Source organism: Rhodohalobacter sp. (assembly GCF_041686455.1).
Lineage (GTDB): Bacteria > Bacteroidota > Rhodothermia > Balneolales > Balneolaceae > Rhodohalobacter.
The window spans coordinates 12507-38925 of sequence record NZ_JAWLDW010000008.1; the positions used below are offsets into that span (position 1 = coordinate 12507).

24 protein-coding genes are annotated in these 26419 nt (G+C 41.9%); 10 read left to right on the top strand and 14 right to left on the bottom strand.

From position 1 onward, the window contains the following. The first annotated feature begins 81 nt into the window (after positions 1 to 81). From ACESM0_RS02055 to ACESM0_RS02095, 9 genes are all read left to right on the top strand, one after another. Complete coding sequence (locus ACESM0_RS02055; RefSeq protein ID WP_372903150.1) at positions 82 to 2067, top strand: LysM peptidoglycan-binding domain-containing protein; 1986 nt, start codon at positions 82 to 84, stop codon at positions 2065 to 2067. 18 nt (positions 2068 to 2085) lie between these two features. Then, the gene (locus ACESM0_RS02060; RefSeq protein WP_372903152.1) at positions 2086 to 3714 is read left to right on the top strand and encodes a S41 family peptidase; all 1629 of its coding nucleotides are present in this window, start codon (positions 2086 to 2088) and stop codon (positions 3712 to 3714) included. A 2-nt stretch (positions 3715 to 3716) separates the two neighbouring features. Further along, complete coding sequence (locus tag ACESM0_RS02065; protein ID WP_372903153.1) at positions 3717 to 4568, top strand: PHP domain-containing protein; 852 nt, start codon at positions 3717 to 3719, stop codon at positions 4566 to 4568. A 3-nt stretch (positions 4569 to 4571) separates the two neighbouring features. Continuing rightward, positions 4572 to 5054 (top strand): 6,7-dimethyl-8-ribityllumazine synthase, encoded by a 483-nt coding sequence (gene ribH, locus ACESM0_RS02070; protein WP_372903155.1) that lies wholly within the window; start codon positions 4572 to 4574, stop codon positions 5052 to 5054. Between the two features lie 69 nt (positions 5055 to 5123). Then, positions 5124 to 5951, top strand: a complete 828-nt coding sequence (locus ACESM0_RS02075) for an isoprenyl transferase (RefSeq protein ID WP_372903157.1) — start codon at positions 5124 to 5126, stop codon at positions 5949 to 5951. A 70-nt stretch (positions 5952 to 6021) separates the two neighbouring features. Next, entirely contained in the window at positions 6022 to 8472 is a 2451-nt protein-coding gene (bamA, locus tag ACESM0_RS02080; protein ID WP_372903159.1) for an outer membrane protein assembly factor BamA, read from the top strand. Positions 8473 to 8483: 11 nt separating this feature from the next. Then, positions 8484 to 9017 carry an OmpH family outer membrane protein gene (locus ACESM0_RS02085; RefSeq protein ID WP_372903161.1) on the top strand — a complete coding sequence of 178 codons (534 nt, stop codon included), beginning with the start codon at positions 8484 to 8486 and terminating at the stop codon, positions 9015 to 9017. A gap of 45 nt (positions 9018 to 9062) precedes the next feature. Then, a complete protein-coding gene (locus ACESM0_RS02090; RefSeq protein WP_372903163.1) occupies positions 9063 to 9584 on the top strand; it encodes an OmpH family outer membrane protein in 522 nt (173 codons plus the stop codon). 18 nt (positions 9585 to 9602) lie between these two features. Beyond that, positions 9603 to 10148 (top strand): OmpH family outer membrane protein, encoded by a 546-nt coding sequence (locus tag ACESM0_RS02095; protein WP_372903165.1) that lies wholly within the window; start codon positions 9603 to 9605, stop codon positions 10146 to 10148. 60 nt (positions 10149 to 10208) lie between these two features. Here ACESM0_RS02095 and ACESM0_RS02100 read toward each other — a convergent pair whose 3' ends face one another. After that, positions 10209 to 11318, bottom strand: coding sequence for a vWA domain-containing protein (locus tag ACESM0_RS02100; protein WP_372903166.1), 1110 nt, complete (start codon positions 11316 to 11318; stop codon positions 10209 to 10211). Positions 11319 to 11438: 120 nt separating this feature from the next. On the opposite strand from ACESM0_RS02100, the gene ACESM0_RS02105 reads away from it, so the two are divergent. Next, positions 11439 to 12071 carry a ribonuclease HII gene (locus tag ACESM0_RS02105; RefSeq protein ID WP_372903213.1) on the top strand — a complete coding sequence of 211 codons (633 nt, stop codon included), beginning with the start codon at positions 11439 to 11441 and terminating at the stop codon, positions 12069 to 12071. Here ACESM0_RS02105 and ACESM0_RS02110 read toward each other — a convergent pair. The 13 genes from ACESM0_RS02110 to ACESM0_RS02170 all read right to left on the bottom strand — a co-directional run bounded on the left by ACESM0_RS02110 (position 12051) and on the right by ACESM0_RS02170 (position 26418). Beyond that, on the bottom strand, positions 12051 to 13301 hold the full coding sequence (locus tag ACESM0_RS02110) for an FtsW/RodA/SpoVE family cell cycle protein (RefSeq protein ID WP_372903168.1): 1251 nt from the start codon (positions 13299 to 13301) through the stop codon (positions 12051 to 12053). The genes ACESM0_RS02105 and ACESM0_RS02110 overlap by 21 nt on opposite strands. Beyond that, positions 13288 to 15150 carry a penicillin-binding protein 2 gene (gene mrdA, locus ACESM0_RS02115; protein ID WP_372903170.1) on the bottom strand — a complete coding sequence of 621 codons (1863 nt, stop codon included), beginning with the start codon at positions 15148 to 15150 and terminating at the stop codon, positions 13288 to 13290. The genes ACESM0_RS02110 and mrdA overlap by 14 nt, the downstream gene beginning before the upstream one ends. A gap of 2 nt (positions 15151 to 15152) precedes the next feature. Beyond that, the gene (gene mreD / locus ACESM0_RS02120; protein ID WP_372903172.1) at positions 15153 to 15629 is read right to left on the bottom strand and encodes a rod shape-determining protein MreD; all 477 of its coding nucleotides are present in this window, start codon (positions 15627 to 15629) and stop codon (positions 15153 to 15155) included. Beyond that, positions 15626 to 16453, bottom strand: coding sequence for a rod shape-determining protein MreC (mreC, locus tag ACESM0_RS02125; RefSeq protein ID WP_372903174.1), 828 nt, complete (start codon positions 16451 to 16453; stop codon positions 15626 to 15628). Before mreC ends, mreD begins: the two co-directional genes overlap by 4 nt. A 15-nt stretch (positions 16454 to 16468) precedes the next feature. Further along, on the bottom strand, positions 16469 to 17539 hold the full coding sequence (locus ACESM0_RS02130; protein WP_372903176.1) for a rod shape-determining protein: 1071 nt from the start codon (positions 17537 to 17539) through the stop codon (positions 16469 to 16471). A 104-nt stretch (positions 17540 to 17643) separates the two neighbouring features. After that, positions 17644 to 19215 (bottom strand): bifunctional phosphoribosylaminoimidazolecarboxamide formyltransferase/IMP cyclohydrolase, encoded by a 1572-nt coding sequence (purH, locus tag ACESM0_RS02135; RefSeq protein ID WP_372903177.1) that lies wholly within the window; start codon positions 19213 to 19215, stop codon positions 17644 to 17646. A gap of 9 nt (positions 19216 to 19224) precedes the next feature. Beyond that, positions 19225 to 19803, bottom strand: coding sequence for a phosphoribosylglycinamide formyltransferase (gene purN / locus ACESM0_RS02140; protein ID WP_372903179.1), 579 nt, complete (start codon positions 19801 to 19803; stop codon positions 19225 to 19227). A 79-nt stretch (positions 19804 to 19882) separates the two neighbouring features. Next, the gene (locus tag ACESM0_RS02145) at positions 19883 to 20992 is read right to left on the bottom strand and encodes an AI-2E family transporter (protein WP_372903181.1); all 1110 of its coding nucleotides are present in this window, start codon (positions 20990 to 20992) and stop codon (positions 19883 to 19885) included. Further along, positions 20985 to 21683, bottom strand: coding sequence for a regulatory protein RecX (locus tag ACESM0_RS02150; RefSeq protein WP_372903183.1), 699 nt, complete (start codon positions 21681 to 21683; stop codon positions 20985 to 20987). Before ACESM0_RS02150 ends, ACESM0_RS02145 begins: the two co-directional genes overlap by 8 nt. Positions 21684 to 21689: 6 nt before the next feature. Beyond that, positions 21690 to 22745 carry a recombinase RecA gene (gene recA / locus ACESM0_RS02155; RefSeq protein WP_372903185.1) on the bottom strand — a complete coding sequence of 352 codons (1056 nt, stop codon included), beginning with the start codon at positions 22743 to 22745 and terminating at the stop codon, positions 21690 to 21692. 181 nt (positions 22746 to 22926) lie between these two features. Next, positions 22927 to 23766: a TIGR02757 family protein gene (locus ACESM0_RS02160; RefSeq protein ID WP_372903186.1), complete on the bottom strand. Its 840-nt coding sequence runs from the start codon at positions 23764 to 23766 to the stop codon at positions 22927 to 22929. Then, a complete protein-coding gene (gene mutY / locus ACESM0_RS02165) occupies positions 23763 to 24893 on the bottom strand; it encodes an A/G-specific adenine glycosylase (RefSeq protein WP_372903188.1) in 1131 nt (376 codons plus the stop codon). The genes ACESM0_RS02160 and mutY overlap by 4 nt, the downstream gene beginning before the upstream one ends. Next, on the bottom strand, positions 24862 to 26418 hold the full coding sequence (locus ACESM0_RS02170; protein ID WP_372903190.1) for an Ig domain-containing protein: 1557 nt from the start codon (positions 26416 to 26418) through the stop codon (positions 24862 to 24864). Before ACESM0_RS02170 ends, mutY begins: the two co-directional genes overlap by 32 nt. Between the last annotated feature and the right edge of the window lies 1 nt (position 26419).

Consider the following 26419-nt stretch of genomic DNA (forward strand, 5'->3'; position numbering starts at 1 on the left):
ACCTGCTATTTTAATTCTGAAATTCCGAATGAAGGATTAAATCTTTAATTTAGATAATTCTGAAACATCTAAACAAATTTCATGAAGCGATCTGTACTACTGCTACTTACCTTTTTTGTTGTCCAAGCGCTTTACGCACAAGACACCAATCGAGTTGACGATATTGAAATCCCCGTAAAACTTTTGCCGTACTCCAATCCTTTAACAGATACCCGGCAAGATGAACCCAGAGAAGAGGTTGCAGCTGAACAGAGCGAATTGGATAAAGAGATATTACGACGTATATCTGACGTATATCGGATTCAGGTACTGGCAATTGACGCGCAGATACAGGGAGATTTGGTACAGGCAGAAACCTATATCAATCAGGCTTTCGGTTCCATTCAATCTTTGATGGATGACTATCCTGAGGTTCAGAATAATCGACGCTTTGCTGAACTTTATAGAACTGTGATGGCAGAGCACAGTGAATTTTACGGTATCACAGAGGCGAGAAGCGAGGTTGAAGGGGATGTATTTGAAATTCAAGCAGAGCTTTTTTCGGAACAAGACGACTGGATTGCAGAAGGATATGCGCTTCCCGATAATCTTACAATTAATCAAACCGACGTGCCGCTGATTCAAAATCAACACGTGAATCGTCATCTTATGTATTATACGCTTCGTCGTCCCGATGTAATGGAACGCTGGTTGGAGCGTTCGGAGTACTACTTTCCAATGATGAGGGAAATTTTTGAAGAAGAGGGTGTGCCTCAGGAATTAATTCATCTCTCTATGATTGAAAGCGGATTGGTTCCAACGGCAAGAAGCTGGGCCAGTGCAGTTGGTTTATGGCAGTTTATAAGGGCAACAGGAGCTGTTTACGGCTTGGAAGTAAATTGGTGGGTTGATGAAAGAAGAGATCCGGTGAAATCAACGAGGGCTGCCGCCCAGCATCTTAGAGATTTACATGATATTTGGGGAGATTGGTACCTCTCTTTAGCCAACTACAATTTAAGTCCGCGAGGACTGCGACGCGCAATCCGAGCAGCAGGAGGAGTAGAAGACTACTGGGCAGCTTATTCATATCTCCCTCGTGAAACCCGTGGGTATGTTCCCGGGTACATAGCAGCTACTATGATAGCCATGAATCCGGACGAGTTTGGATTTGATACTGATTCTGATGTAACTCCATACAACTTCGATACCGTGGAAGTAGATGGGTTAATGCCTCTCGAAGAGCTGGCCAAAGCAGCAGGAGTCACTCTTCAAGAGATCAAAGATTACAATCCGGAACTCCTTCGCTGGGCTACACCTCCCGGCGGTAAATATCCGCTGAAGATACCTAGCGGTATTAAAGAGCAATTCCTGTTGGCTTATCAGGAAATTCCGCAAGATACCCGTGCTTCTGAGGTTGCAATGCATACTGTGAGCAGTGGAGAAACATTGGGCTATATTGCAAGGAGATACGGAACTTCTGTAAGATCTCTTTTTGAAACGAATGAAGGACTAAGCAGTACAATTCATCCAGGCCAAAGAATCGTAGTTCCTGTAGCACCCGGTTCGCAAGAACAAATAGCTTCAAATAGGCCAACAAATAGCTCATCTTCATCGAGATCGAGCCAGAGGAATTCACGTCAACAGGTACAAGCTCCTGCGAATACCAGTCCGGTAACATATACGGTGAAGAGCGGTGATACAGTTGGTCATGTTGCAGAGTGGTTTGATGTACGCGCCTGGCAGGTGCGTTCGTGGAATGGCGTTGGAAACACAATCAGAGTTGGTCAGAGATTAACCATTCATGTTCCGAACCAACACCGAGATTACTTTAACCAGATTGAAGACTTGACTTACGCCCAAAAAAAGGAACTGGAACGTCGGCAAAGATCCGGAGAAAATATCTATTCAATCCAGTTTGAAGGATCCTCTACCACGCCATCTGATGCTACTCGATATACGGTTCGACGCAATGACACTCTAGGAAGTATAGCCCGCCGACATGGAGTATCAGTTTCTCAAATTCAGAGAGCAAACAACCTTAGCGGATCAACAATTTATGCCGGGCAATCGCTGATAATTAAGCGATAAAATGAAAAAAGGCGACTTATGAAGGCTGTGTATAAAAGACGTTTTCTACTGCTCATTGCAGCTTTCCTTATCATTACTACAGCGTTTACCCAGGTAAATGATCTGTTTTTCCAGATCAAAAAACAGCTTACCATCTTTAGTGACGTCTACAAAGAGATAGCTGTTCGCTATGTTGATGAAGTTGCGCCGGAAACTCTTATGCAAAATGCCATAAAAGGTATGCTTTCAGAGTTGGACCCATATACTGTTTTTGTTAATGAAGGGGAACAGCAACAGATGGAAATTCTAACCTCAGGATCATATGGCGGGATTGGAATTGAAGCAGGTTATCGTGGAGACAGCATTGTGGTCATCGCTCCGATGGATGGATATCCCGCCCAGAAAGCAGGGATACGTCCCGGAGATGCTATTACTAAAATTAACGGAGTTGAGATTGTAGATAGTACTCCCGAGGAAGTGCAGCAATTAACCATTGGTGATGTTGGGTCGGAAATTGAAATTGTTGTAATGCGTAACGGAGTAGACCGGCCGATTACGTTTAATCTTGAAAGAGAACGAATTGAAGTAAAGAATATTAGTTATTCTGGTTATCTGGATTCAGAGAGTGCGATTGGCTACGTACAACTCAATCGATTTGGACATCAAACGGGTGAAGAACTTCGAGCGGCACTTCTCGACCTTGAAAGTGAAAAAGAAATGGAGGGACTCATTTTAGATCTGCGAAACAATCCCGGTGGCCTTTTAAATGAAGCCATAGAGGTTGTGGATAAATTTCTTGAACCGGGAATAACTGTAGTTGAGACAAAAAGTCGTTTTGAAAGCCAAAACTCAGCTTATGCTACCGAGGAGCCTCCACTGTTTGAAGATCTTCCAATGATTGTGCTGATTAATAATGGTAGTGCCAGCGCATCTGAAATTGTAGCGGGAGCTCTCCAGGATCTGGATCGTGCGGTGATACTGGGTGAACAAAGTTTTGGAAAGGGATTAGTGCAAACCGTACGACCGCTGTCTTACAATACATCACTAAAAATGACAGTATCGAAATACTTGATACCCAGCGGCAGAAGTATTCAGTCTGTAGAAAATCAAGCAGATGCGGTTGAAGGTGAAGGGTACCGGATGTTTAGAACGCGTAATGGCCGGGATGTTCGCGGAGGGCTTGGCATAGAACCTGATGTAACTTTGGACGAGAATATTCCAGCGCAGCTGGAACTCGCTCTTGCAAAAGATAATCACATTTTCTTTTACGTAAATGAAACGCTGAATAACTGGAATTCGGATACCAAAAATATGCCGGAAGATTTTTACAGAGATTTCGTTCAGAGATTGATCGAAAGTGGTTTTTCGTTTGATACATCAGCAGATGAGCATCTCGAAGCTTTAGAAAAACACTTTAAGGAGAGTCAAGAACGGACGGGTGCGGATGACAGTATTTCAGAATTGAAAGCTCTGCTGCGGGATAAAAAAATTGCCCAACTTTACGATAGTAAGGAATTTATCGAAAATGAACTTCAGAAAGAGTGGATATCGCAAACCAAAGAAGGTGACGAGCGTGAGCAAGCTCTTCTTCAGTACGAAAATATTGTTCTTCAATCATTGAAGTTAATTCGTGACAGAACGCGATACGACTTAGTCTTAAAACCATAATTTTGGGAAAAGCAGATTTACACACACATACGATTGCATCTGACGGCGCATATTCAGCAGAAGAACTGATGAAAAAGGCAGCAGAGAAAAAACTAAAAATCATCTCTATAACCGATCATGATACCATTAAGGGGTATCTGAATGCGAAAGATAGAGCTCGGGAACTAAATATTGACCTGATACCGGGCGTAGAAGTGAGTGCCGTTTGGAAGAGCAGAGAAGTTCATATTTTGGTCTACTGCTTTGATGAAAGCAATGAAGGGTTCCGTAAAATGCTTTTGAATCAAAAAAGGGCACGTATTCGCCGAATGGAGCGTATCGTGAAAAAGCTTCAAAAACAGGGTTTGGATGTTACTATGGATGAAGTGCGGGCTGAGGCAGGACCCGGAAATCTGGGTCGACCTCACGCAGCAGCAGTACTAATTCATAAAAGATATGTTGCATCTGTAGCCGAAGCCTTTATCCGGTATCTATCCACCGAAAAGCTTGGAAACATCAAAACTGAGTACGTCACAGTAAAAGAGTTGATTGAAATTGCGAAAGAGGCGGGCGGAGTGTTATCATTAGCACATCCCGGGCCACTTTACACACAGGATGAAATTAATGAACTTATGTTGTTGGGATTAGACGGAATTGAGTGTATTCATCCGAGTCACAATTATAGCTTGCAACGAACGTTTTCAAGAATTGCTGCGCGTGATAATTTTTTGGTTACCGGTGGGAGCGACTTTCACGGAAAGGGGAAAAAAGATTATGATCCATATTTTGGGATTGTTACGCTGGGAAGTCAGCATGTAATGTCGCTTAAGAGAATGGCTCGCCGCAGACGCGAAATTATTAAAACAGATCAATAAATTATGCCAAAAATAAAACCTGCATCGGAAAGCAGTTTGAAAGGTAAAAAAGTAGCCGTGGTTGCAGCAAAATGGAATTCTTTTGTAACGGACGAAATGCTTGAAGGAGCTGTTTCTGCACTTAAGGCTAAAGGAATAGAAGAGAAAAACATTATCTCTTTACGATGTCCCGGTTCGTTTGAACTTCCCCTTGCATGTAAATACTGTATTGATCACCTGAACGCAGATGCCGTTGTGGCTATAGGCGCTGTTATTCGCGGCGGTACTCCTCACTTTGATTATGTATGTGATGCCGTTACTAGAGGAATAACGGATCTGAATATGAAATCGGGCGTACCGGTAGCTTTTGGGGTTCTCACAACCGATTCAGTTGAGCAAGCATCTGAAAGAGCCGGAATGGATAAAGGTAACAAAGGTGCGGAGGCGGCTCTCTCAGCTATTGAAATGTTGCTGCTAAAAGAGGCTATTAGGCACGAGGGGAGTTAAATGGCTCTTGAAAATCGCGTCATTAAGCTCTATTTTTTAAAGCTTATAACACTTCATTAAAGAACTGCATTGGAACCACTAACACTTACAGATACTATTCAAGGCGAAGAGGATAAGAAACTCCAGAAGGAGGTTAAATCTTCCGGTTCCATACCTAACCATATCGCTATCATAATGGATGGCAATGGGCGATGGGCCAAGGATAAAGGTAATATTCGCTTATTAGGGCATAAGGAAGGTGTTGAATCTGTTCGGGACATTACGGAAAGCTGTGCTCAACTCGGTGTTAACCACTTAACACTGTATGCATTCTCTACGGAGAACTGGAATCGCCCCTCTGATGAAGTGAACGGTTTGATGAAGTTGTTAGTCAACTCTTTGAAAAAAGAGGCCGACAGACTGCACAAGAATAATATTAAATTGACGTCGATCGGCCAGATCAACCGGTTGCCTAAATCTTGTCAAAGTCAGTTACAGGAAGTCATTGAACTAACAAAAGACAATGATCGTCTTGAACTCTGTTTAGCACTTAGCTATTCGGGTAGGTGGGATATTACAGAAGCTGTTAAAAAAGTGGCTCAGGATGTGGCAGATGGAAAAGTCTCTCCTGATGAAATCAGTGATGAGCTCATTGGCACCTACTTGTCTACAGCAGATATTCCCGATCCGGATTTGATCATCCGAACAAGCGGTGAATACCGCATTAGTAACTTTTTACTTTGGCAACTTGCCTATTCTGAACTTTATATTACAAAAACTTATTGGCCTGATTTTCGAAGAAATGAGCTGTATCAGGCAATATTTTCCTATCAAAAGCGTGATCGTAGGTACGGGAACGTGAAAAACGGATATACTAAAAAGATATCCGCATCCATTATCAATAAAATTATCTCTTAAAGAAGTAATTATCTCTCACGTGGTCATATACAAAAGACTCTTCATTTGCTTTATTTTTTCTTTTATCGGGTTGCTATCCGCCAATCAAGTAATTGCACAGGATACAACATTTACTATTCAGGACCCGACTTCTATCAATTCCCTTGAATACGAAATTCGTGAAATTACGGTTAGCGGCCTGGTAACGGCTCGCGAAAGCTATCTGGTTAGCAGCAGTGGCTTGCGTGTTGGCGATCGTATATCTATACCGGGTGAAGAAATCTCCGAAGCGATTCGCCGGCTTCATCGTACCAGTCTGTTTTCAGATGTTATGATTGAGCACGAGCGAGTATCAGGTGGGGTGCGCATCCACATAAAGGTGCAGGAACAACCTCGTTTGCAAGGTTTTGAACTGGTTGGGGGAAAACGATCACATCGAAGGGATTTACGTGAACGACTTAACTTAATCTCAGGCTTTGCAGTAACCAACTCTGTGCGTTCGCAGGCTTTAAATACAATCTATCGATACTACAGAGAGGAAGGGTACTGGAATACCGATGTAAATGTAGAGGAAGAGACAATTGATGACGAGCGAAATAGAATATCGCTCACGTTTGAGATTGATCCGGGTGAGAGAATCAAGGTTCGTGAAATTAATTTTGCAGGTAATGAAGAGTTCAGTGATCGCAGATTGCGGAAAAGTTTTAACACGATAAAGCAGGATCGCTGGTGGAGAATTTTTAAGCGACACGTATATACTCAGGATGAGTATGAGGAAGGAATACAAAATGTGTTGGAGTTTTTTAGAAATAACGGATACAGGGATGTCCGTGTACTGGAAGACTCCGTTTATGTAGATGACTGGAGAAGAGATAAAGACGGCGTTATTTTTGATATTGAAATTCAGGAAGGTCCACAATACCACGTCAGGAATATTAATTGGGATGGAAACACCGTTTACACCGATCAGGAGCTGACGAATGCTTTTGGATTTCAAAAAGGAGATGTATTTGATGAGTCTAAATTTGACGAGAATCTGGAGTTCAGGCGCGACGATGGGGATATTACAAGTCTTTATCAGAACATCGGTTATCTTTTCTTTGATGTTTATCCGGATTTAGAAATTGTGCAGGGTGATTCTCTGGATCTCAATTTTGAAATCATTGAGGGCGAGATAGCCACGATTCGGGAAGTTGAGTTTTCAGGTAACACAAAAACACATGATGATGTAGTACGGCGCACGCTTCGTACCGTACCGGGTCAGACCTATAGCCGGTCTGCAATTGTACGTTCCATACGTGAGCTGGGGCAACTAGGTTATTTTAATCCGGAGGGTATTCAACCGGATCTTCAGCCCGATCAGGAGAATCAAACTGTCGATATTGACTATCAGCTCGATGAAACACAGGGAACGGATAACTTTGAGTTTTCCGGTGGTTTTGGCGGTCGCCAAATCGGAATTATTCTGGCAGCGCGTGTTAACTTTAATAACTTTTCCGTTCAAAGAATGTTTGAACCGGGTGGATGGAATCCAATCCCATCAGGCGACGGGCAAAAACTCTCCCTTGGTGTACAGGTGACCGGCCGCGGATATCAGAGCTACAACTTCAGTTTTACTGAGCCATGGCTGCGAGGTAAACCCACTTCCTTAGGTGTTAGTTTGTCGTACGACTTTTTGAACTACAGTAACCGAAGTATTGGTGGGATTCAACAACCGGAGCGTAGAAATGAGCTCTTTTCTGCAAGTGTAAGTTTAGGTCGCAGGCTCCAATGGCCGGATGATTATTTCCAGCAGCGTACTGTATTGACTTACAACCATTTTAATGTTGCAGGATTCAGTGGAGTATTTGAAGATGGTCGTGCAGATTTGATGACCGTTAAACATGAAATTGAACGTAACTCTACGGACAATCCAATTTCCCCGCGCACGGGATCCAAGTATAGTCTTTCCGGTGAGATTGCTCTGCCGCTGCCTGAATTCCAGCAGTTCTATAAGATCATATCAAAATACCAGCATCACCACACATTAATCGGAAAACTCGTTTTGAGTGCCGGAGCTGAGTATGGTTATATGGGTTATTTAAGCAGCAGAGGTCAAAGTGATTTTCAACGATTCTTTTTAGGCGGTACACAAATTCAGCAAAGACAAAACTTCCTGAATGATAATGTTGATCTGCGTGGCTTCCCCGGTGGATTTAACGGTGTAATTTCTCCTCTTGATGCAAATCAAAACCTGATTGGCGGCCGCGTATATAATAAATATACCCTTGAGTTACGTTATCCTGCCGTATCATCAGAACAAATACAGCTTATTCCGTATGCGTTTGTGGATGCAGGAAACACATTCAATGATTTAAGTGGTTTTGATCCGTTTGAAGTGAAAAGAGCTGCCGGTTTTGGTGCCAGGATTTTTCTTCCAATTTTGGGTCTGGTTGATCTGAGTTACGGTTACAGACTAGACGGTACTCCCGCTTCCAACGAAGGACAAGGTTTAAGACCAGGTGAATGGGAGTTCTTGTTTAATATTGGCGCACCATTTTAAAAAGTGACGAGATGAAAAAAATTCTCTGTTTCACAATAATTTTGCTTTGGGTTGGTTTTGAAGTGTCGAACGCTCAAAACCAAAAAATCGGCTATGTGGATACGGATGTGATTATGCAGAATATTCCGGAATACAGTGGGGTAGAGCAACAGCTTGATTTGCTGAGTGAAAATTGGCGGCAGGAAATTCGTGAGATGGAAGAGGAGATTGCTCAGCTTCAGGAAGACTTTGAGGCTAGGGAGCTGCTTTTTACTGACGAGGTGCGTGAAGAAAGATTACAAGAAATTAATGCAAAAACCGATGAGCTTGATCAATTCATTGAAAGCAGGTTTGGTCCAGAAGGTGAATATTTTTCAAGACAAAAAGAGTTGCTTGAACCCATTCAAAGGCGGATATTTGAGGCCTTAAACAGTGTGGCTGAACGTGAAAATTTCGATTATGTATTTGATCGTGCACAAGATTCAAAAATTTTATTTGTACGCCAGCAATGGAACCTAACTGACAAAGTGATGTTAGAACTAGGGCTTGAGCCAATGGAAAACTAAAGAATATAAATAATAACATAGGTCGCTTAATCAATAACATAATTTATGAAACAGACAATTCTGACATTACTATTCATATTATTACCTCTTACTGTTTTTGGACAGTTGAAAGTGGGTACTATGAACCCAGACGCTGTGCTTGACGCGCTTCCGGAAACCGAACAGGTTGAATCAGAAATTCAACAGTTTATCCAGCAAAGACAGGCAGAATTCCAGGATCAATACCAAGTCTGGATTGATGATCTGACTGAATTTTCTGAGCTTGCAGAAGCAGGAGAGATTTCAGAGGAAGAACAGAGTCGTCGTGAAGCTGAACTCCAGGAAAGGCAGGAAGAGCTTAGTAATATGGAGAATCGCATGCAGCAACAAATTCAACAGCGGCAAAACGAACTTTTTTCACCACTGCTAAACAGAGTTGATGCAGCAATGAGTGAAGTTGCGGAAGAGCTGGAACTTGAATTTGTTATCAATGAAACGGCCAGCTCAGGTGATCCGATTGTTTACTATTCATCACAGCGCGGTGTGGACATTACAGAACGAGTCATTCAAAAACTTACACAGAACTAATACGAACCCTCTATTATCATGAAAAAAGTATATACACTAGGATTTATATTTCTCATTGCAATTACAACTCTAATGGCTGCTCCTGTGGTGCAAGCTCAGGATATGAAAATTGGGTTTGTTGAGCCTAGAGCGGTTCTGGAACGCATGCCCGAAATGAGAGCTGTTCAGCAACGTCTCCAAAATTTTGCCGAACGTAAGCAGAATGAACTTGTTGAGAAAGAGCGTGAGCTCCAGACTGAGGTTGAACTCTACCAGCAGAAAGTAGGAGTGATTTCAGAGCAAGCTCGGCAAACTGAAGAAGAACGCTTAAACGCAATGGATACCGAGTTTCGACAGATGCAGCAGGAAGCTCAGCAAGAAATGGCAGAGCAGAGATCTGAATTGATGGCTCCACTACTGGAACAAATTCAGGATGCGATTGATGCTGTGGCAGCCAGAAAAGAATTGGATTATGTTCTCAATACAACAACATCTTCCGGTGATGTAATTATCCTTTATGTTTCTCCTGAGGTTCAGGAGGAGTATGACATTACGGATGAAGTGATGTCGGAATTGGATATTTAAACAAATTGATATTCAATTCACTGAATTTGAAAGGCAACTCTAATTTTAGAGTTGCCTTTTTTATTTTACGTTCTTTCTTCTGTTGCGGATGTAATCTTCAAAGATATACCCGCCTAGTTCATTCAGAGAAGAGTAATATGCACGTCCCTGGTTTGCTTCAGTCAGCTCCCTGACAAAATTTTGGAGGTAAGGATCCCGGGCAATCATAAATGTAGTAATGGAGATCTGATCGCGTTTACACTTTACCGCCTCATCTAATACTTTGTTTACAATTTTTCGATCCAGACCGAAGCTGTTTTTGTACAACTTCCCGTTTTCAATCATACAGGAAGGTTTACCGTCTGTAATCATAAAGATCTGTTTATTGGCAAATTTCTTCCGCTGCAGAGTGTGCCGGGCCATCTGCAACCCTTGTAATGTGTTTGTATGATAGGGGCCAACTTTTAGATATGGCAGATCTTTGATCTCAATTTTCCACGCTTCGTTGCCAAAAGCGATAATCTCCAAAGAATCTTTTTCGTAGCTGTTCATGATTAGCTCAGAAAGAGCCATTGCTACTTTTTTTGCAGGTGTTATTCTGTCTTCACCGTAAAGGATCATAGAGTGGCTCAAATCGATTAGCAATACTGTAGCTGCTGATGTGTAATGATCTGTGTTGTAAACTTCAATATCATCCTCCCTCAGACTAAATTGATCGAGGGTCGTATGCTTGAGCGCGTTCATTAGCGTGCCTGTACCGTCTATATGAGCCGTGTCGTCTCCGTGCTGCCATGATCGGGTCTCAGGTTGCCTCTCCAGCCCGCGTCCGCTGTAAACGGTTTTATGACCTCCTTTGGATCCCTTTTTAAGTTGATTGAAAATTTCTTCCAACGCTTTTTTCCGAATACTTCGATCTGTTTTGGAGGTAGGCACCATGATGGACTGTTCATCATCGAATTCGATGTAGCCACGCTCCTTGAGATCATCTATGAAATCACCAAGCCCATAACCGTCTTCAAACTGATCGGTAATTTCATACTCATCATCGAGTTGATTCAGCCAGCGTAATGCCTGTGATACGTCGCCACCTGCTATGGACAGTAACTCTTGAAAAAGGTTTAGGAGTGTATCAAAGGGAGATTTTTTATTTTTATTAAAACGATCAGACCACTCGGAATATTTAAAATGCATAAGTAAAATTGGTTTCTCTTAAGCTCACATTTTTATAAACTCTGAATAAGAATAAATCATTGCACAGATTGACAAATAAATGAAATTTATTAATGTTTGGCATATATAGAAGTTATGAAGATGTACCGTTATGAGGCAGAACTATGGAAGGATGGGTTTAGAAGAGTAATGGGGCTTGATGAAGTTGGGAGAGGTTGCTTGTGTGGCCCGGTTGTGGCAGCCGGCGTTATTATACAACCCGGAACTGAACTCGACCCGGCTATAACCGACAGTAAAAAACTCTCGGATCAAAAACGTCGGTCGCTTGTTCATGAGATAAAAGCGAAATCGATATTTTGGACAGTTCAGCAGTGCTCTCCGGAAAAAATTGATGAGATAAATATTCTTAAAGCATCGATACTCGCAATGATAAAGTGTTCTGAACAGAGAGGAGCCGAACCAGACTTCCTTTTGGTTGACGGTAATCGGTTTTCAAACACTTTAATTCCGCACAAATGTATTATTAAAGGGGATGATAACTCTGCATCGATAGCTGCGGCCTCAATTCTTGCTAAAGTGTACAGAGATGACATCATGGTTCAACTTCATGAGCAGTATCCGTATTATGGCTGGGAGAGTAATGTCGGTTATCCCACAAACAAACATTACGATGGATTACAGCAGTATGGTTATACAAAGCACCACAGAAAATCTTTCAAGTTGAGAACAGAGAAGAAGTTTTTGGAACCGGGCTTATCTGTAAATACTGAATGAGCGTTTGTTGAGGTCTAAGTTCAGGCATACGGCCAGCATTATGGTATTTGCCAGAAATGCGGATCCTCCATAACTAACAAAGGGCAGCGGAACTCCCATAATAGGCAGCACTGCTGTTGCACTTCCAATATTTATAACAAAGTGGGTAAAATACAGAAAGGTTACAGATATGATAACAAGTTGAGCAAACGGGTGTTTATGGTTACTGGCCATTGTCATTAAGCGTAGAAAAAGAAACGTATAGAGCAGAAAGAGTATGCTGGAGCCGATAAATCCAAACTCTTCACCAATAACACAGTAGATAAAATCTGTCCACTGTTCCGGTAAAAACCGAAGCTGTGTTTGTGTACCTTCCATAAATCCTTTTCCTGTAACACCGCCCGAACCAACGGCTGTGGTAGCCTGAAGAACGTTCCAACCGGCTCCCTGAGGATCAAGTGAGGGGTTTACAAATGCTTCGACTCTCGCTCGCTGGTGTGGTTGTAGTACATGCTGCAAGCCAACTTCAGTACCTACTATTACAACCAAGCCTAACACAAGTACAGATAAGCTGTACCATCTGCTCTTTTGTAGAAATAGGACGGCAACCGCAATAATAACCGCTGCAGTAATACCAAAAGGGAGACCAATTACTGTGAAGTACCCAATAATTGCTGGAGAAATCATAATCAGGGATAGTCCGTATGGTAATCCTGACCAGAATAGAACAACTGGAATCAGTGAAAGAATTACCAATGCTGTTCCGGTATCATTTTGTAGAATGACGATAACTGCCGGGAGAAGAATTAAAAATATTGTAGTGAATGCAGTTTTGACATTATTTGCAGTCATGTCTCGTTTATGAGTCAAATAGTTTGCAACGGCTAATATGGTTGCAAGTTTTAAAAACTCACTGACTTGTAAGCGAAGACCAAATATTGAAAGCCAGCTGCGGCTTCCGCTAACTTCAACTCCTGCAAATACAGTTACAATGGCTAATATGATGGTCACTCCATAAAAAAGATAAGCAACTCCCTGAAATGTTCTTGGGGATGTGAATTGTATGGCCACCAAAATGGCAAGAGAGAGTCCAATCCATACACTCTGACGCATAAAATTATTTTGTATATACTCAGGTAAAAATTGTGCTACTTCTCCCTGAGTGGCGCTATATATTGCCACCAATCCAAATGTTGCCAAGCCAGCCCATGCAAAGAGTACCGGCCAGTTAAATTCATTAGAGTTGCGCATCGTCTTCTGCCTCCTCTGCCACTTGTTCAGTTCTGGGTTCAAAATTCAGAACGTATTCGAGTATCCAGTTTCTTTGAGGGCTGATTTCACCGTTGATATATTTTTCAATGATGAGCCCTGCAGCGGGCGCGGCAGAAATTGAACCAAATCCTGAATTTTCTGTTAACACAGCAACAGCTATTTTTGGATCATCTATTGGGGCAAATGCTATAAACCAACCGTGGTCTTCACCGTGTGGGTTCTGAGATGTACCGGTTTTACCGGCAACCTCAATATCAGGTAAGTTGGTATAAAAGCGGCCACTTCCCTCTGTTACAACAGTTCTCATTCCCTGCTTCACAATCTCGAGGTGGTCATCTTCAATCCAGTCAATACGTACTTTTTCAGGATTTGTATAGCGTATATCGTTTTCACCATACTTAATTTGTTTAATTAAATGAGGTTGAACTCTGTATCCGCCATTTGCAATACTTGACACGGCTACAGCCATCTGTAGGGGTGAAGCAGAAATAAGCCCCTGGCCAATTCCAAGGTTAATCAGGTCACCAGTACTCCAACGCCGAACCCCAAATGTTTGATCCATGTAGGAACTATCGGGCACAATACCCGACCGTTCGGACGGAAGGTCAATTCCATTCAAAGGACCGATTCCAAAGTCTTGTATCAAGCCGGACCAATTATTTAAGTGGCCTTCTGTGGCCACTCTGTCCATCATCCAGTAAAAAAAGTAGTTACTTGAAAATGTAATGGCTTTTTCAATATCATAATCACCGGGATCTGCAGTATCACCATAACGGCGGCCACGTGAATAGTATCCGGGACTGGTTAGAACCGTATTTTCGTTGAAAATACCAAGATGTAAACCGACCAGTGCCATGAAAGGTTTAAAAGTGGAACCGGGGGGCTGTCTTGATGAAATGGCACGGTTGAATAGTGGAGTTTTTGGGTCTAAATTAATTGTTCTCCAATAGTCCATATCCATTCGGCCTGCTAATCTGGAAACCTCATACTGTGGTGTACTGACCATACTTAATATTTCACCAGTTTGGGGATCCAAGGCAACCAAAGCACCTGTCATATTACTCATTAATCTCTCAGAAAAACTTTGAAGGTCGGCGTCAATCGATGTTACCAAATCGCCACCTTTTTGAGGTGGGTTATCAAGTTCGCCATTATTAAATGGACCGAGCGATTGTCCGTAAGCATTAACCCTGACATATTCATTTCCAAGCTCACCTCTCAAATGGTCTTCATAAACCAATTCGAGACCGCTTTTGCCAATTTTATCTCCCAGCCGGATATGGTTTGTATCAAGGTATTCCTCCCTGGATGCTTCCCTCAGATACCCAAAAATATGGGATCCTTTGAGTTCTGAGTGATAGTTTCGTTTACTATCCACCTGATGTCCTATACCCGGTAACTGCCAAAGATTTTCCTGAACATTCGAAAAAACCTCAAAAGGAACTTCAGTAAATAATCTTGAGGTGCGTTGCCATGAGTAATCCTGTGCAATCTGAATTCTTTCTAAAAGCTCATTATTTTCAATTGTAAGCAATTCAGCAAGCAATGGTATTTTTCCCATATCAAAATTGGCGGGCGTAATTGTGATAGAATAGATTGGCTGATTATCTACAAGTATATTTTCATTTCGATCCAGGATTAGTCCCCGGGCAGGATTTATCATCTCCATTCGCAAGGAATTCTGCATGCTGAGCGGGGAATACTTTTCATAATCCACAATCTGAAGCTGAAAGACCCGCACAAACAGGATAACCAATCCGATTATAATCACGGCCTGCAGTATGCGAATGGATGCTTTTGTCTGTTCCGGATTTCTTCTCCTAGCCATCTCTACCTATCCGTTCTTACTAAATGCAAGAAACTTCCGATCACTGCTGTCATTAAAGTGCCGGCCAGCATCAAACTCCAGAATATATAACCTGATGCATAGACTTCAGAAAACATTGTGAGCACTAAAAAAATAAGATTATGCAGAAATGCGATAGCCAAAATGATCAAAAATACTTGCCAGAAAATGAACCTGTTCTCTGATATACGATTTAAATAGCTATGTAGTATAAAAACTGTCAGGCTTTTCGAAAACATATGCAATCCCCACAAATCTGTAAAAGCATCCTGAAACAGTGCGAGGATGGCTGTAAGGATTAAACTTTCTGTTTTACTTCGCTTTGTGCTTACCCAAATCAGATAAATAAGTACTAGATCTACCTCCCCATCAAAAATTCTAAGATTTTTGAAAAGCAGTATCTGTACTGCTACAATACCAATACCAATTAAAAGGAATCGTATAGTATCTGATTTTATCAAAACAGTTTTTCTTGTTGTATAATCAGTTGATTAATGGTGGTATCGGGTTCAAATGCTACTACAAATGCTTCAGATAGTGTAAAAAGATCTGCAAATGCCTTAAGGTAGATAGTCTGAGTTTCGACACCTCTCCCCGGCTCAACCGCTGTAATCTCACCAATTGGAATGCCTGCGGGAAATTGATTACTTGCACCGGATGTTTCAACGATCTGCCCAACGTTAACCGGAATAGTTTGAGGTACGTATTGTAAAATCAGTTCATTTTCTGAATTTCCATCCCAGGATACAATACCGTATGCTCGTGAACTTTGAATACGGGCACTCACTCTGAATAGAGAATTCGAGAATGGAAGAACCTGCGAATAGTTTTTTGCTGTAAAATTAATCTGCCCCACCAATCCGTCTGAATTCATTAAGGGCATTCCTCGTTGAATTCCATCGTCGGTTCCAGCACTCACAGTCAATGAATTATTCAAGCCACGAAGGTCTTTAGCAACGATCTGAACTGGAATTAATGGATGCTCGCTCTCGTCTCGCAAATTCAGAAGTTCCCGAAGTATTTGGTTTTGTTGGTCTGCAGACCTTAATCGGGATAATTCATCCTGTAAGAGAATATTCTGTCGCTGAAGATAAGTGTTAGTGGTAAGTGCCTGCCGATAAATACGAATGTTGGATAGAGGTTGCTCGAGATAGCTTAAAACCGTGACAGATATTTTTCTGGCGTTTTGCAGTCCACCGTCATGTCTGCTTACCATCAATGCAGTTGCGAATAGCAGAATGAGCGCAGTTATGATGTAATCTTTGGCATCAGCTAAACGTCGCATTTAATTGTTCAAGGCTTAAGAAATTACGCTTCGGTAGTAATCGATATCTTCCAGAATTGCTCCTGTTCCTCGAACTACAGCTGTGAGGGGATCTTCCGCGATGTGAACAGGAAGATCTGTCGTTTCCATAATCAGTTTATCGAGATTTTTTAACATAGCGCCACCGCCGGTTAGCATAATTCCCCGGTCCAGTATATCTGCAGAAAGTTCCGGTGGTGTTTGCTCCAAAGATTTTGTAATGGCTTCTACAATGGTATTTACTGATTCAGAAATGGCTTCACGTACATCCTTCGACGTTACCTGACGCGTTCTGGGAACACCATTCACCAAATCCCGTCCTTTTGTAATCATTTCAAGCTCTTCATCCAAAGGAGCTGCCGATCCGATTTCACACTTAATTTTTTCAGCTGTTCGTTCACCAATCAATAGATTGTGGTTTCTTCTGAAATAGCTGATAATATCATCGTTTAATTCGTCGCCGCCTAAACGTACAGACTGGGCATAAACGATACCCGAAAGAGCGATGACAGCAATTTCTGTTGTACCGCCACCGATGTCCACAATCATGTTACCCACAGGCTCGTGCACATCCAGACCAATACCGATAGCTGCAGCCATGGGCTCATCTACCAGGTAAACCTCTTTCGCTCCTGCATGCTCCGCACTGTCACGAACAGCCCTCCGCTCAACTTCAGTAATTCCGCTGGGTACACAAACAACCATCTGACGGGTGGTGGAATACCACTTCATCTTCACTTTTTTAATCATACCCCTGATCATCTGCTCGGCTACTTCAAAATCAGCGATAACGCCATCCCTCAGAGGCCGGACCGTCCTAATATTCCGATGAGTTTTTTCATGCATCAGGCGGGCTTCATGACCTGTAGCAACCGGATCATTCTGATTATTTAGTGCGACGATGGAGGGTTCATTTAATACGATACCCTGATCCCTGGCATAGATAAGTGTGTTTGCTGTGCCAAGGTCAATGGCAATATCTGTATAAAGAAAATCAAAAAGACCTTTCTTGGTTTGATTTTTTGAATCTTTCGATTTTGTCTTTGTTGGGGTGTAGGTATCCGACATCGAGATGCGTGGCTTTTTCAGTTAAATTTAAGGGCAATGGATGAAAATACGATTTTGAAGCTCTATTTGCGAATTCAACTTTATAAGATTTTAATATTTCAAAATCAGTGTTTAAAATGCCGTTTGCCTGTGAAAATCATAGTCATCTTATTATTGTCTGCCTCTTTGATTACCTCCTCATCCCGAATACTGCCCCCGGGCTGAATGACGGCCGTTGCGCCTGCTTTTGCTGCAGCTTCAACTCCGTCTGCAAAAGGGAAAAAAGCATCTGATGCGATTGCTGATCCTTTCAGGTCCATCCCTTCTTTTTGCGCTTTATTGACCGCAATTTCTGAACTGTCTACACGGCTTGTCTGGCCGGTACCAATCCCTAATGTCTGACGTTTTTTTGCGTATACAATTGCATTGGACTTTACATGCTTCACAACTTTCCAAGCAAATAACATATCGGCCATTTCTTTGTCTGTTGGCGTTCTCTCTGTCACTGTTTTTAAATCTCCGGTCTGCACTGTTTCAAAATCGGGTTGCTGCACAAGTGCACCGCCAAAAACTGATTTTACAGTCAATGTATCTGCTTCCGGAAACTGTAGTATCTTTACCAATCTTCTGTTTTTCTTCTGAGTTAAAAGCTCGAGTGCTTTGTCAGAAAATGAAGGAGCAAGAATAATTTCTGTGAAAATTTCATCAATAGCCTGTGCGGTCTCCAGATCCAATTTTTTATTCGTTATGACGATTCCACCGAAAGGAGACATCTTATCTGTTTCAAACGCTTTGCGGTAGGCTTTGGTGAGATTGTTATCAGTGGCTACACCGCAAGGAACTGTATGTTTAAAAATAGCGATGGTGGGATCATCATTCTGGAAATCAGACATCAGATTCAATGCACTGTCTATATCAAGATAGTTGTTGTAGCTTAACTCTTTACCGTGGAAGCAATCAATATATTTTTGTTGTTCTCCATAGATACCGGCCTTTTGATGAGGGTTCTCCCCGTAGCGTAAATCAGCTGATTTATTCAGACTTACGTTCAGCTGTTCCGGCAATGCATGTTCATCAATTTGCGTGAAATAATTGGAAATGTTCGTGTCGTAGTCAGCAGTGTGCTCAAAGGCTTTTCGGGCTAATTTCCGTCTTGTTGAGAATGAAATCGCACTCCCTTTGTTCAGCTCCTTTACGAAGCTTTTGTATTGACTTGGGTTAGTGAGAATACAGACATGGGCGAAATTTTTTGCTGCCGCTCGTACCATTGTAGGCCCGCCGATGTCGATATTTTCTGTGGCCTCTGCGGGTGTAATAGCCGCTTTTTTAATGGTCTCTTTGAAAGGATAAAGATTTACAACAACCAGCTCAATTGGCTTGATATCCAGTTTTTGAAGTTCCTTATTGTCGGGTTCATGGCTTGTGCGCGCAAGGATTCCGCTGTGAATTTTGGGGTGGAGAGTTTTCACCCTGCCGTCCAGACACTCGGGAAATTGAGTCACCTCGCTTACATCTTTTACAGGTATTTCTGCTTCACGTATTACATTTGCAGTGCCACCGGTGCTCAGAATTTCGACACCATTCTGGTGAAGCATCTTTGCTAATTCAACAATTCCGCTCTTGTCAGAAACAGAAAGTAAAGCACGTTTAATTTTTAGTGGAGTTTCGGGGAGATGGGAGAGAGGTTTTAAGGCCACAGCAGGGTTTTATTTATTATTTAAGATTTCAGCGATTACGTTTGGCAGTAGTTTGTGTTCTTCTTTTAATACTTTTTGAGCCAGGGTTTCAGGAGTGTCATCATCCGATACTGTAACTCTTTGCTGCCTGATAATATCACCCTTATCGTAGAGTTCATTCACGTAATGGACGGTACAGCCCGATTCAGTTTCACCGGCATCAACAACAGCTTTATGTACTTTTATTCCATAAAATCCTTTTCCTCCATATTTAGGCAGCAGGGAAGGATGAATATTTATGATCTTATTTTGATATGTTTCCGTCACTTCAGCAGGGATTTTTTTTAAAAATCCGGCCAGAACAATCAAGTCCGGGTTCCACGCTTTTAGTTTTGAAATTAAAACTTTGGTAAAACTGGTATCGGAAGGTTCACCCGACAGTACATAGTGAGGAATATTATGAGATTTAGCCCTTTCTATAGCACCGATCCCGGGACGGCTGGCAATCAAACCGCTAATATGTGCCTCTATTTCACCTTTTCCAATCGAGTCGATGATTGCCTGAAAATTACTTCCAGAGCCGGAAGCAAACACTACGATGTTTTTCAAAATTGAATGTTTTCGTGTTGGACGGTTCGGCAAGAAGATAGGCAAAGATGGCTGATAATTCACCCCCGATAGTATGAATCTATTCAGGAATTTTTTCCTGAATTTGAGGCTTTTCAGCAGCTTCCCTGTTAAGCCTGAAAATATGGTAGTTATTAAAGCTCCATACAATCTGGTTGATTGTGATCTTGATAATTGTGGCAATCGGAATTGCTATCAACATCCCAAGAATTCCTGCCGTTTGAGCCCCGATCATGATAATAAAGAGTATTGCAACAGGGTGTATATCGGCGGACTTGGAAAAAATCAATGGCTGAAGAACTACGTTGTCTAAGATTTGAGCAAAGAGCACAGCCAGTATACTTGGCAGTACCAAAGAAAAATCGCCGGTTTCTATAATAGATATGATGATCGATAAAATATATCCAATTAACGGGCCGAAGTATGGAATCGAATTGGAAATACCGATCGCAATACCCACAGAAGCAGCGTTGTTCAATCCGGCAAAAGACAATGCCAGCCATGAAGCAATACCCACCAGCGTACACTGTAGAGCTACGCTTCTGAAGTAATGACCCAGCCGGGTTTCGATTTTATCTATCAGGGTAAGAATTGATTCGAAATATTTATTTGGAACCAATTCAAGCAGGTCGCGACGAATTTTGTATCCGTCTTTAAGAAAAAAGAAAGTTGCAAAGGGAATAATCAGAAAAGCTGCAAACAAGTTTGTGAATATGCCTATAAGGTCACTTAAAATGTCAGAAAACCTGCCTATGTTGAAAAAGTCTTCAGCGAGTACCTCAATGTTTTCCCGTAAATATCCGGGCGGAATAAAATCCAGGTATTCTCTTAGCTGTAATTCAACCTGATTGGCAATAAATATCATGTTGTCTATTGTAAGCTGCCGCGCCAATCCCGCCATTTGATTGGCAACAATTGGAATAACACTGGTAGAAACCCATGCAATTAGTAGAATTACAGAGGAGAGTGTAATTGTGATTGCGAACGTTCGATTCATGCCCGAAGCTTGCATTCGGTTTACCACAGGATCAAGCAGGTAGCTTAGGAGCATTGCAATAATTGCGTAAGCTACAAGATTGATGTAGTTAAAAACGATAAGGGCTACTACAACCAAAGTCGCAAATCCAATAATGGATTTGATGATATTTTCGAATGTCAGATTCTTAAACATCGAAATCGTTTTTAACCGTATCTGTCGCTTTGGTTATTATGGGTGCCGTAAAACCTTTGCCTGCAAGATAGCGATACATTTTCTGTTTTCTTTTTAAAGGATCCGTCTCACGTAAAAAATGACGTTTTCTTTTCGTGAGTAAATCTACACAAATCTGAACTTGGTCCAAATCGTTAGTTATTGTTCGAACGGCTTTATCTGCTACATTTTTACCGACTCCTTTTTTGCGAAGTGCGGCTTTAATTTTTATTGGGCCCCAGTTTTTAAATTCAGCTTTATCTGCAGCAAATTTTTTAGCAAAAGATTCATCATTAAGCAGCCCTTTTTGATCAAATTCATTCAGAACATCATCAATAACATCTGCTGGATATCCTTTTTTAAACGCTTTCTGTTTTAGCTCAAATGAGCCGTGATCCCTGCGGCTCAGATAGTCATAAAATGTATCTTTTATTTTTTGATATTCTTCTGCTTCGAGGATTTTCTGAAATAAAAAAGGCGTCAGTTCAACGCCTTTTTTAAGTGATAGATCGGTTAATGTTTGGGATGAAACCCCTACGAGAAATGTGTCATCATGGAAAAGCGAAAAGCGATCTTTCCGCTTTTTTTGAGTAGAAACAGAGGTAATTTTCAAAGGAAGCTTCTCTGAAATATCTGGTTTCTCCCGAGGGTTACCGTCCCGCTTTTTATACATCAGTTCCTACTTTCCTGCTTTTGCAGTTTCTTTTTCTTTCTTATTGGTTTCGTCCTCTGCTGGTTTATCATCCGGCATTAATTTTATACGTACCGTTTGTTCAATTTTGTTGGCCAGCTCTTCATCCTCTTCGAGGAACTGAATAGCAGCATCGGTTCCCTGTCCGATTGGCTCTCCATCGTAACGATACCAGCTTCCTCGTTTCTCAATAATATCATATTCAACGGCGAGGTCTAGCACTTCATTGATTCTGGATATGCCCTTTCCGTACAGGATATTAAACTCAACCACTTTAAAAGGAGGAGCAACCTTATTTTTTACAATCTTAACCTTGGTTCGGTTACCCAAAACGTCGTCACCCTTTTTGATTGACCCAATTCTGCGTATATCAATTCGCACTGAAGAGTAAAATTTAAGGGCACGTCCACCTGTTGTTGTTTCAGGGTTTCCAAACATCACACCGATTTTTTCCCGTACCTGGTTGATAAAAACACACGCGGTCCGGGTTTTGCTTACAACGCCCGTAATTTTCCGGAGTGCCTGAGACATCAATCGTGCCTGAAGGCCCATGTGAGAATCTCCCATTTCTCCTTCAAGTTCAGCGCGCGGTACCAAAGCGGCAACAGAGTCAACCACAATTACATCCAAAGCGCCTGAACGGATCAGTGTCTCGGTAATTTCCAGCGCCTGTTCACCGCTATCGGGCTGAGACACCAAGAGTTCATCTGTGTTGATTCCGAGGTTCCTTGCATACTTTGGGTCAAATGCGTGTTCGGCATCTATAAATGCTGCATACCCGCCTTTTTTCTGTGCCTGTGCGATTATCTGAAGTGCCAAAGTTGTTTTACCACTTGCTTCAGGGCCGTAAATTTCTGTGACTCTCCCTCTTGGAATTCCGCTTACTCCGAGCGCATAGTCAACCATGATAGATCCTGTGGAAATGGCGTCTACTTCGTTGTAGGGGTTGTCGCCAAGGCGCATCACAGTTCCCTTACCATGCTGCTTTTCTATCTGCCCGATTGCTATATCAATTGCTTTTGCTTTGTCGTTTTCTTTTGCCATGGTAATGTAATTATAGGTTGTTTTATTAATTCTGATACAATCTAAGAAAAACCGGTGTCAACATATTGTCATCCTTCATCAAAAATAATAAGTATATGTTCGATTTATATGTATGATACAAATTCGAGAGGTTCCTTACAGAAATATTTTAATTTTTTTTCGATGATCCGGAATCAGGGGCTTAGACTTTATTTAAAATAAACCGTTTCGGTAATGAGTAATCGAGCGCGCCAATACCAAAAAGTGCGTAATCATATCTTGCAGGATCATCCGGGTTCATCAAAGATAAAGTCTCAGTAAGTTGATTGACGGTTTTCCAGTCGTCCGACCTGCGCGTGATTAAACCATATTTTCGGGCTTGACGTGCAACATGTACGTCGAAGGGTACTAGCAGTTCAGATGGTTCCATGAAATTCCAGATTCCCAAGTCAACCGGACTATTTTTCCGAACGGTCCATCGCAAATACATATATAGCCGTTTGCAGGTGCTGCCTTTTTCTGGATCAGAAACATGTTTGCGAGTACGACCGGCAAGATCACTGCTCATTGAGAAAAAACGCTCGTGAAAAATAGCGAGAAACGGCCGTTTTTGTTTGAAACCCAGATATCTGCATGTTTTCCAAAAAGATTCAAAGTCAGAATACTCTCGGTAAATATTTTGTAGTGCCAGAATCAATCCGTGAATATCTACCGGTTTAAATGTTCGATGCTTAAATCCTTTTAGTGCTATGAAATCTTTTTGTTCATAACTCATCACGAACTCAAATGGCCGGTAATTCATCCTTTTTAGCAGATCATCCACTTTTGTTACAACAATATCCCTTCTTCCCCAAGCCATTGTGGCAGCAAAGAAACCGGCCAGTTCAATATCTTTCTTATCGGTGAACATATGCATGAACTGAACCGGATCATACTGGATGTAGTTCGGTTGTTCTACCTCGTCATTAATCTTGTCCAGAAATGGCTTTAATTCCATTAATGTGCTGTTGGATCTTCTGCGAAGTGGTGGGCGAATATTCATGAAGAGATGAACCTGGTTAAATCAGAATTTTTTATCTGTTTTAACTCATCGATCAACGTCTTGTTCGCTTTGGGAAATGGGTATTGATCAATTTCTGAGAGGGATACCCATCTCAGCTCTTTGCCGCTGATCGGCTTCGGGGTTCCTTTTACTATGGTACACCAATAGGCATGCATGGTAATTTTAAAATGAGAGTAGGCGTGTTTCAGTTGTTTGAATTTATTATAGACATCAACTTCCACACCAAGTTCCTCAGTTAGTTCGCGACTGACAGTTTCAGGTAAAGATTCACCGTTCTCTTTTTTACCACCGGGAAATTCCCACAATCCACCCAGCATTACATCGTTCGGTCTCAACGCAATAAGTAGTTCATTTTTTTGGTTGACAATAATTCCAACCGCAATTTGGTGGTGAGGTACTTTTTTGGCCGGTGATTTATAAGGAATTGAGTCTGTTTTAACAGTTTGGTAAGCAACACAATCCAAAGACAGTGGGCACTGGTCACAGAGAGGGTTTTTGGGTGTGCAGACGGTTGCACCAAGTTCCATGATAGCCTGATTAAAGTCACCTGGTTCATCTTCTGAAATGAGTTCATCAGCAAAAGCCTGAACTCTTTTTTTTGTTTTCCCGGACCGGATATCATCTTCAATTCCATAAAATCTGGCTAATACACGTATCACATTTCCATCAACAACTGCGTGATTTTTTTGGAATGCAATACTTAATACAGCGGCCGCGGTATATGGCCCAATTCCTTTCAGTTGGGTTATGGTTTCGTAATCGGATGGGATATTTCCATTAAAGTGATCCACAACCGTTTTTGCGGCTTGATGCAAATTCCGTCCGCGGCTGTAATAGCCTAAACCTTCCCACTGCTTCAGCACCTTCTGCTGATCTGCATCCGCCAAGTCATAAACAGTAGGAAAGGCTTCTAAAAAACGGTGGTAATAGGGGATAACCGTGTCTACACGAGTCTGCTGAAGCATGATTTCCGAGACCCAGATCTTATACGGAGAGTCTGTTCTTCTCCAGGGAAGATCGCGTTTGTTTTTGTGGTACCAGTCGAGAAGGATTTCCGAAAAGCTGTATGACACTCTATAACTCTTGGTCTGAATTGGATTCTTCAATTTCTACAACCCGGATTTCAAAATCCTGAGACGAAGCAGCTCCAAATTGATCAGTGGCGATAACCTGAAATGTGTGTTCACCTACTTGCCGGATATTTGGAGTCCAGGTAAATCGGCCGCTTTTTTCATTAATTCTGGCCCCGCTTGGCAGATCTACGCCCAGATAACGTATGAGGTCCTGATCCATTCCGTCCGGATCAATAACGTCTATCTGGTATTCAAACGATTCATCTACGGGAACTGTAATGGATCGAGCCGATGAAAATCGTGGTGGTGCGTTGAAAGGCCTTAAGTCTATCATAAATTCCTGACTGGCATTTTGACCTGCCCTGTTCGTTGCGGTAAGTGTTACCCTTTGACGTCCCGTTTGAGTGGCTGAAGGCTGCCAGTAAAAGGTATTTCCGCGAATTTTAGCATTGTTAAAAGATGCATTGTAGCTGAATGTAACTTCACCGGGGTTATATCCGTTTTCTAACTTGATGGGTAAAATCAATGGCCGGGGAAATGGCAGTGTAATATCCTCGATTGGCTGAAGCGTAAATTCGTCGGTATTGTTTTCTTCTGAGTTATTCTCTTCGCCGGAAGTCAGTACAACAGGAGATATTTGATTGAACTCAGACACCCAAAGTTTGTTTTCAGTAACTGTAAAATAGTTTCCGGCGTCGGGATCCGATTTCCACTCCGTTAAAGAATTCCCAAACTCTCCAATCCAAACTTTGTTGTCAGAAGTTCTTACGACCAGATGATTATTCCAGATGCTGATTTTGTCGACGGCACTGTTCACCTGAGCTGTTTTTCTCATTCTGCCGTCGGAATTGATTAAAAAGATATTTCCTGTACGGTCAGCACCAATTAGCTCTTCATCTGTGATAAATATTTTTTCTATGCTACGCTCTGTTTCAACCTGTTCAACATGCTCAAGCTGATCTTCCATGTCTGGATCCGAAGAGAGTGAAAAGATATCTATTTGATTTCCATTACTGAGCACGTAAAGAGTTCTATTTCTTTCAGATGCCAGGCTTTGAACTCGACTATTCTCAAAGATTTCCTCAAATGGAAATTCAACATTTCCGTCGACGGCTTCAGGAGTTTCCAGATTTACCTTTCCAAAGCCATTGTTCCCCAAAGCGACGTAAAGATTATTTAAAATCCTCTCGACCGCTAGTGGGCGGGCCGGTAAAACAGTTGAAGAGTAGACGCCTAAGACAGAAGTAGGTTCAACAACGGTTAATCTTCGGTTATCTCCATAGATGTAGGCAAAGCGGATATCGCTGTGCATGATGTGGCCGCGCTGCTGCATTCCGGTAGATGAGTAGAGCCATTGGGGGGTATCACCGTGAGCTCTGAATACGACTAATCCCTCGCTTTCAGAAAGAACATAAAGATGGGTTTCCGAACTGTGAACATTCAGAATATCCGGTATTTCCATGCGATGTCTGAAATCGTGAGCATATTGGGCAAAAGCTGACGATCTTGCATCAACAATAAATAGAAGTAAGAGTGTGAGGGGTAAATACTTTTTCATC

Coding starts and splice junctions, on each gene's coding strand:
- ACESM0_RS02160 (WP_372903186.1), bottom strand. CDS start 23,766: ATGAATATTCGCCCACCACTTCGCAGAAGATCCAACAGCACATTAATG.
- ACESM0_RS02145 (WP_372903181.1), bottom strand. CDS start 20,992: ATGTTTAAGAATCTGACATTCGAAAATATCATCAAATCCATTATTGGA.
- ACESM0_RS02095 (WP_372903165.1), top strand. CDS start 9,603: ATGAAAAAAGTATATACACTAGGATTTATATTTCTCATTGCAATTACA.
- ribH (WP_372903155.1), top strand. CDS start 4,572: ATGCCAAAAATAAAACCTGCATCGGAAAGCAGTTTGAAAGGTAAAAAA.
- ACESM0_RS02170 (WP_372903190.1), bottom strand. CDS start 26,418: ATGAAAAAGTATTTACCCCTCACACTCTTACTTCTATTTATTGTTGAT.
- ACESM0_RS02090 (WP_372903163.1), top strand. CDS start 9,063: ATGAAACAGACAATTCTGACATTACTATTCATATTATTACCTCTTACT.
- mreC (WP_372903174.1), bottom strand. CDS start 16,453: ATGCGACGTTTAGCTGATGCCAAAGATTACATCATAACTGCGCTCATT.
- ACESM0_RS02085 (WP_372903161.1), top strand. CDS start 8,484: ATGAAAAAAATTCTCTGTTTCACAATAATTTTGCTTTGGGTTGGTTTT.
- ACESM0_RS02150 (WP_372903183.1), bottom strand. CDS start 21,683: ATGTATAAAAAGCGGGACGGTAACCCTCGGGAGAAACCAGATATTTCA.
- ACESM0_RS02060 (WP_372903152.1), top strand. CDS start 2,086: ATGAAGGCTGTGTATAAAAGACGTTTTCTACTGCTCATTGCAGCTTTC.
- ACESM0_RS02105 (WP_372903213.1), top strand. CDS start 11,439: ATGTACCGTTATGAGGCAGAACTATGGAAGGATGGGTTTAGAAGAGTA.
- recA (WP_372903185.1), bottom strand. CDS start 22,745: ATGGCAAAAGAAAACGACAAAGCAAAAGCAATTGATATAGCAATCGGG.
- ACESM0_RS02100 (WP_372903166.1), bottom strand. CDS start 11,318: ATGCATTTTAAATATTCCGAGTGGTCTGATCGTTTTAATAAAAATAAA.
- mrdA (WP_372903170.1), bottom strand. CDS start 15,150: ATGGCTAGGAGAAGAAATCCGGAACAGACAAAAGCATCCATTCGCATA.
- ACESM0_RS02110 (WP_372903168.1), bottom strand. CDS start 13,301: ATGCGCAACTCTAATGAATTTAACTGGCCGGTACTCTTTGCATGGGCT.
- ACESM0_RS02055 (WP_372903150.1), top strand. CDS start 82: ATGAAGCGATCTGTACTACTGCTACTTACCTTTTTTGTTGTCCAAGCG.
- ACESM0_RS02130 (WP_372903176.1), bottom strand. CDS start 17,539: ATGTCGGATACCTACACCCCAACAAAGACAAAATCGAAAGATTCAAAA.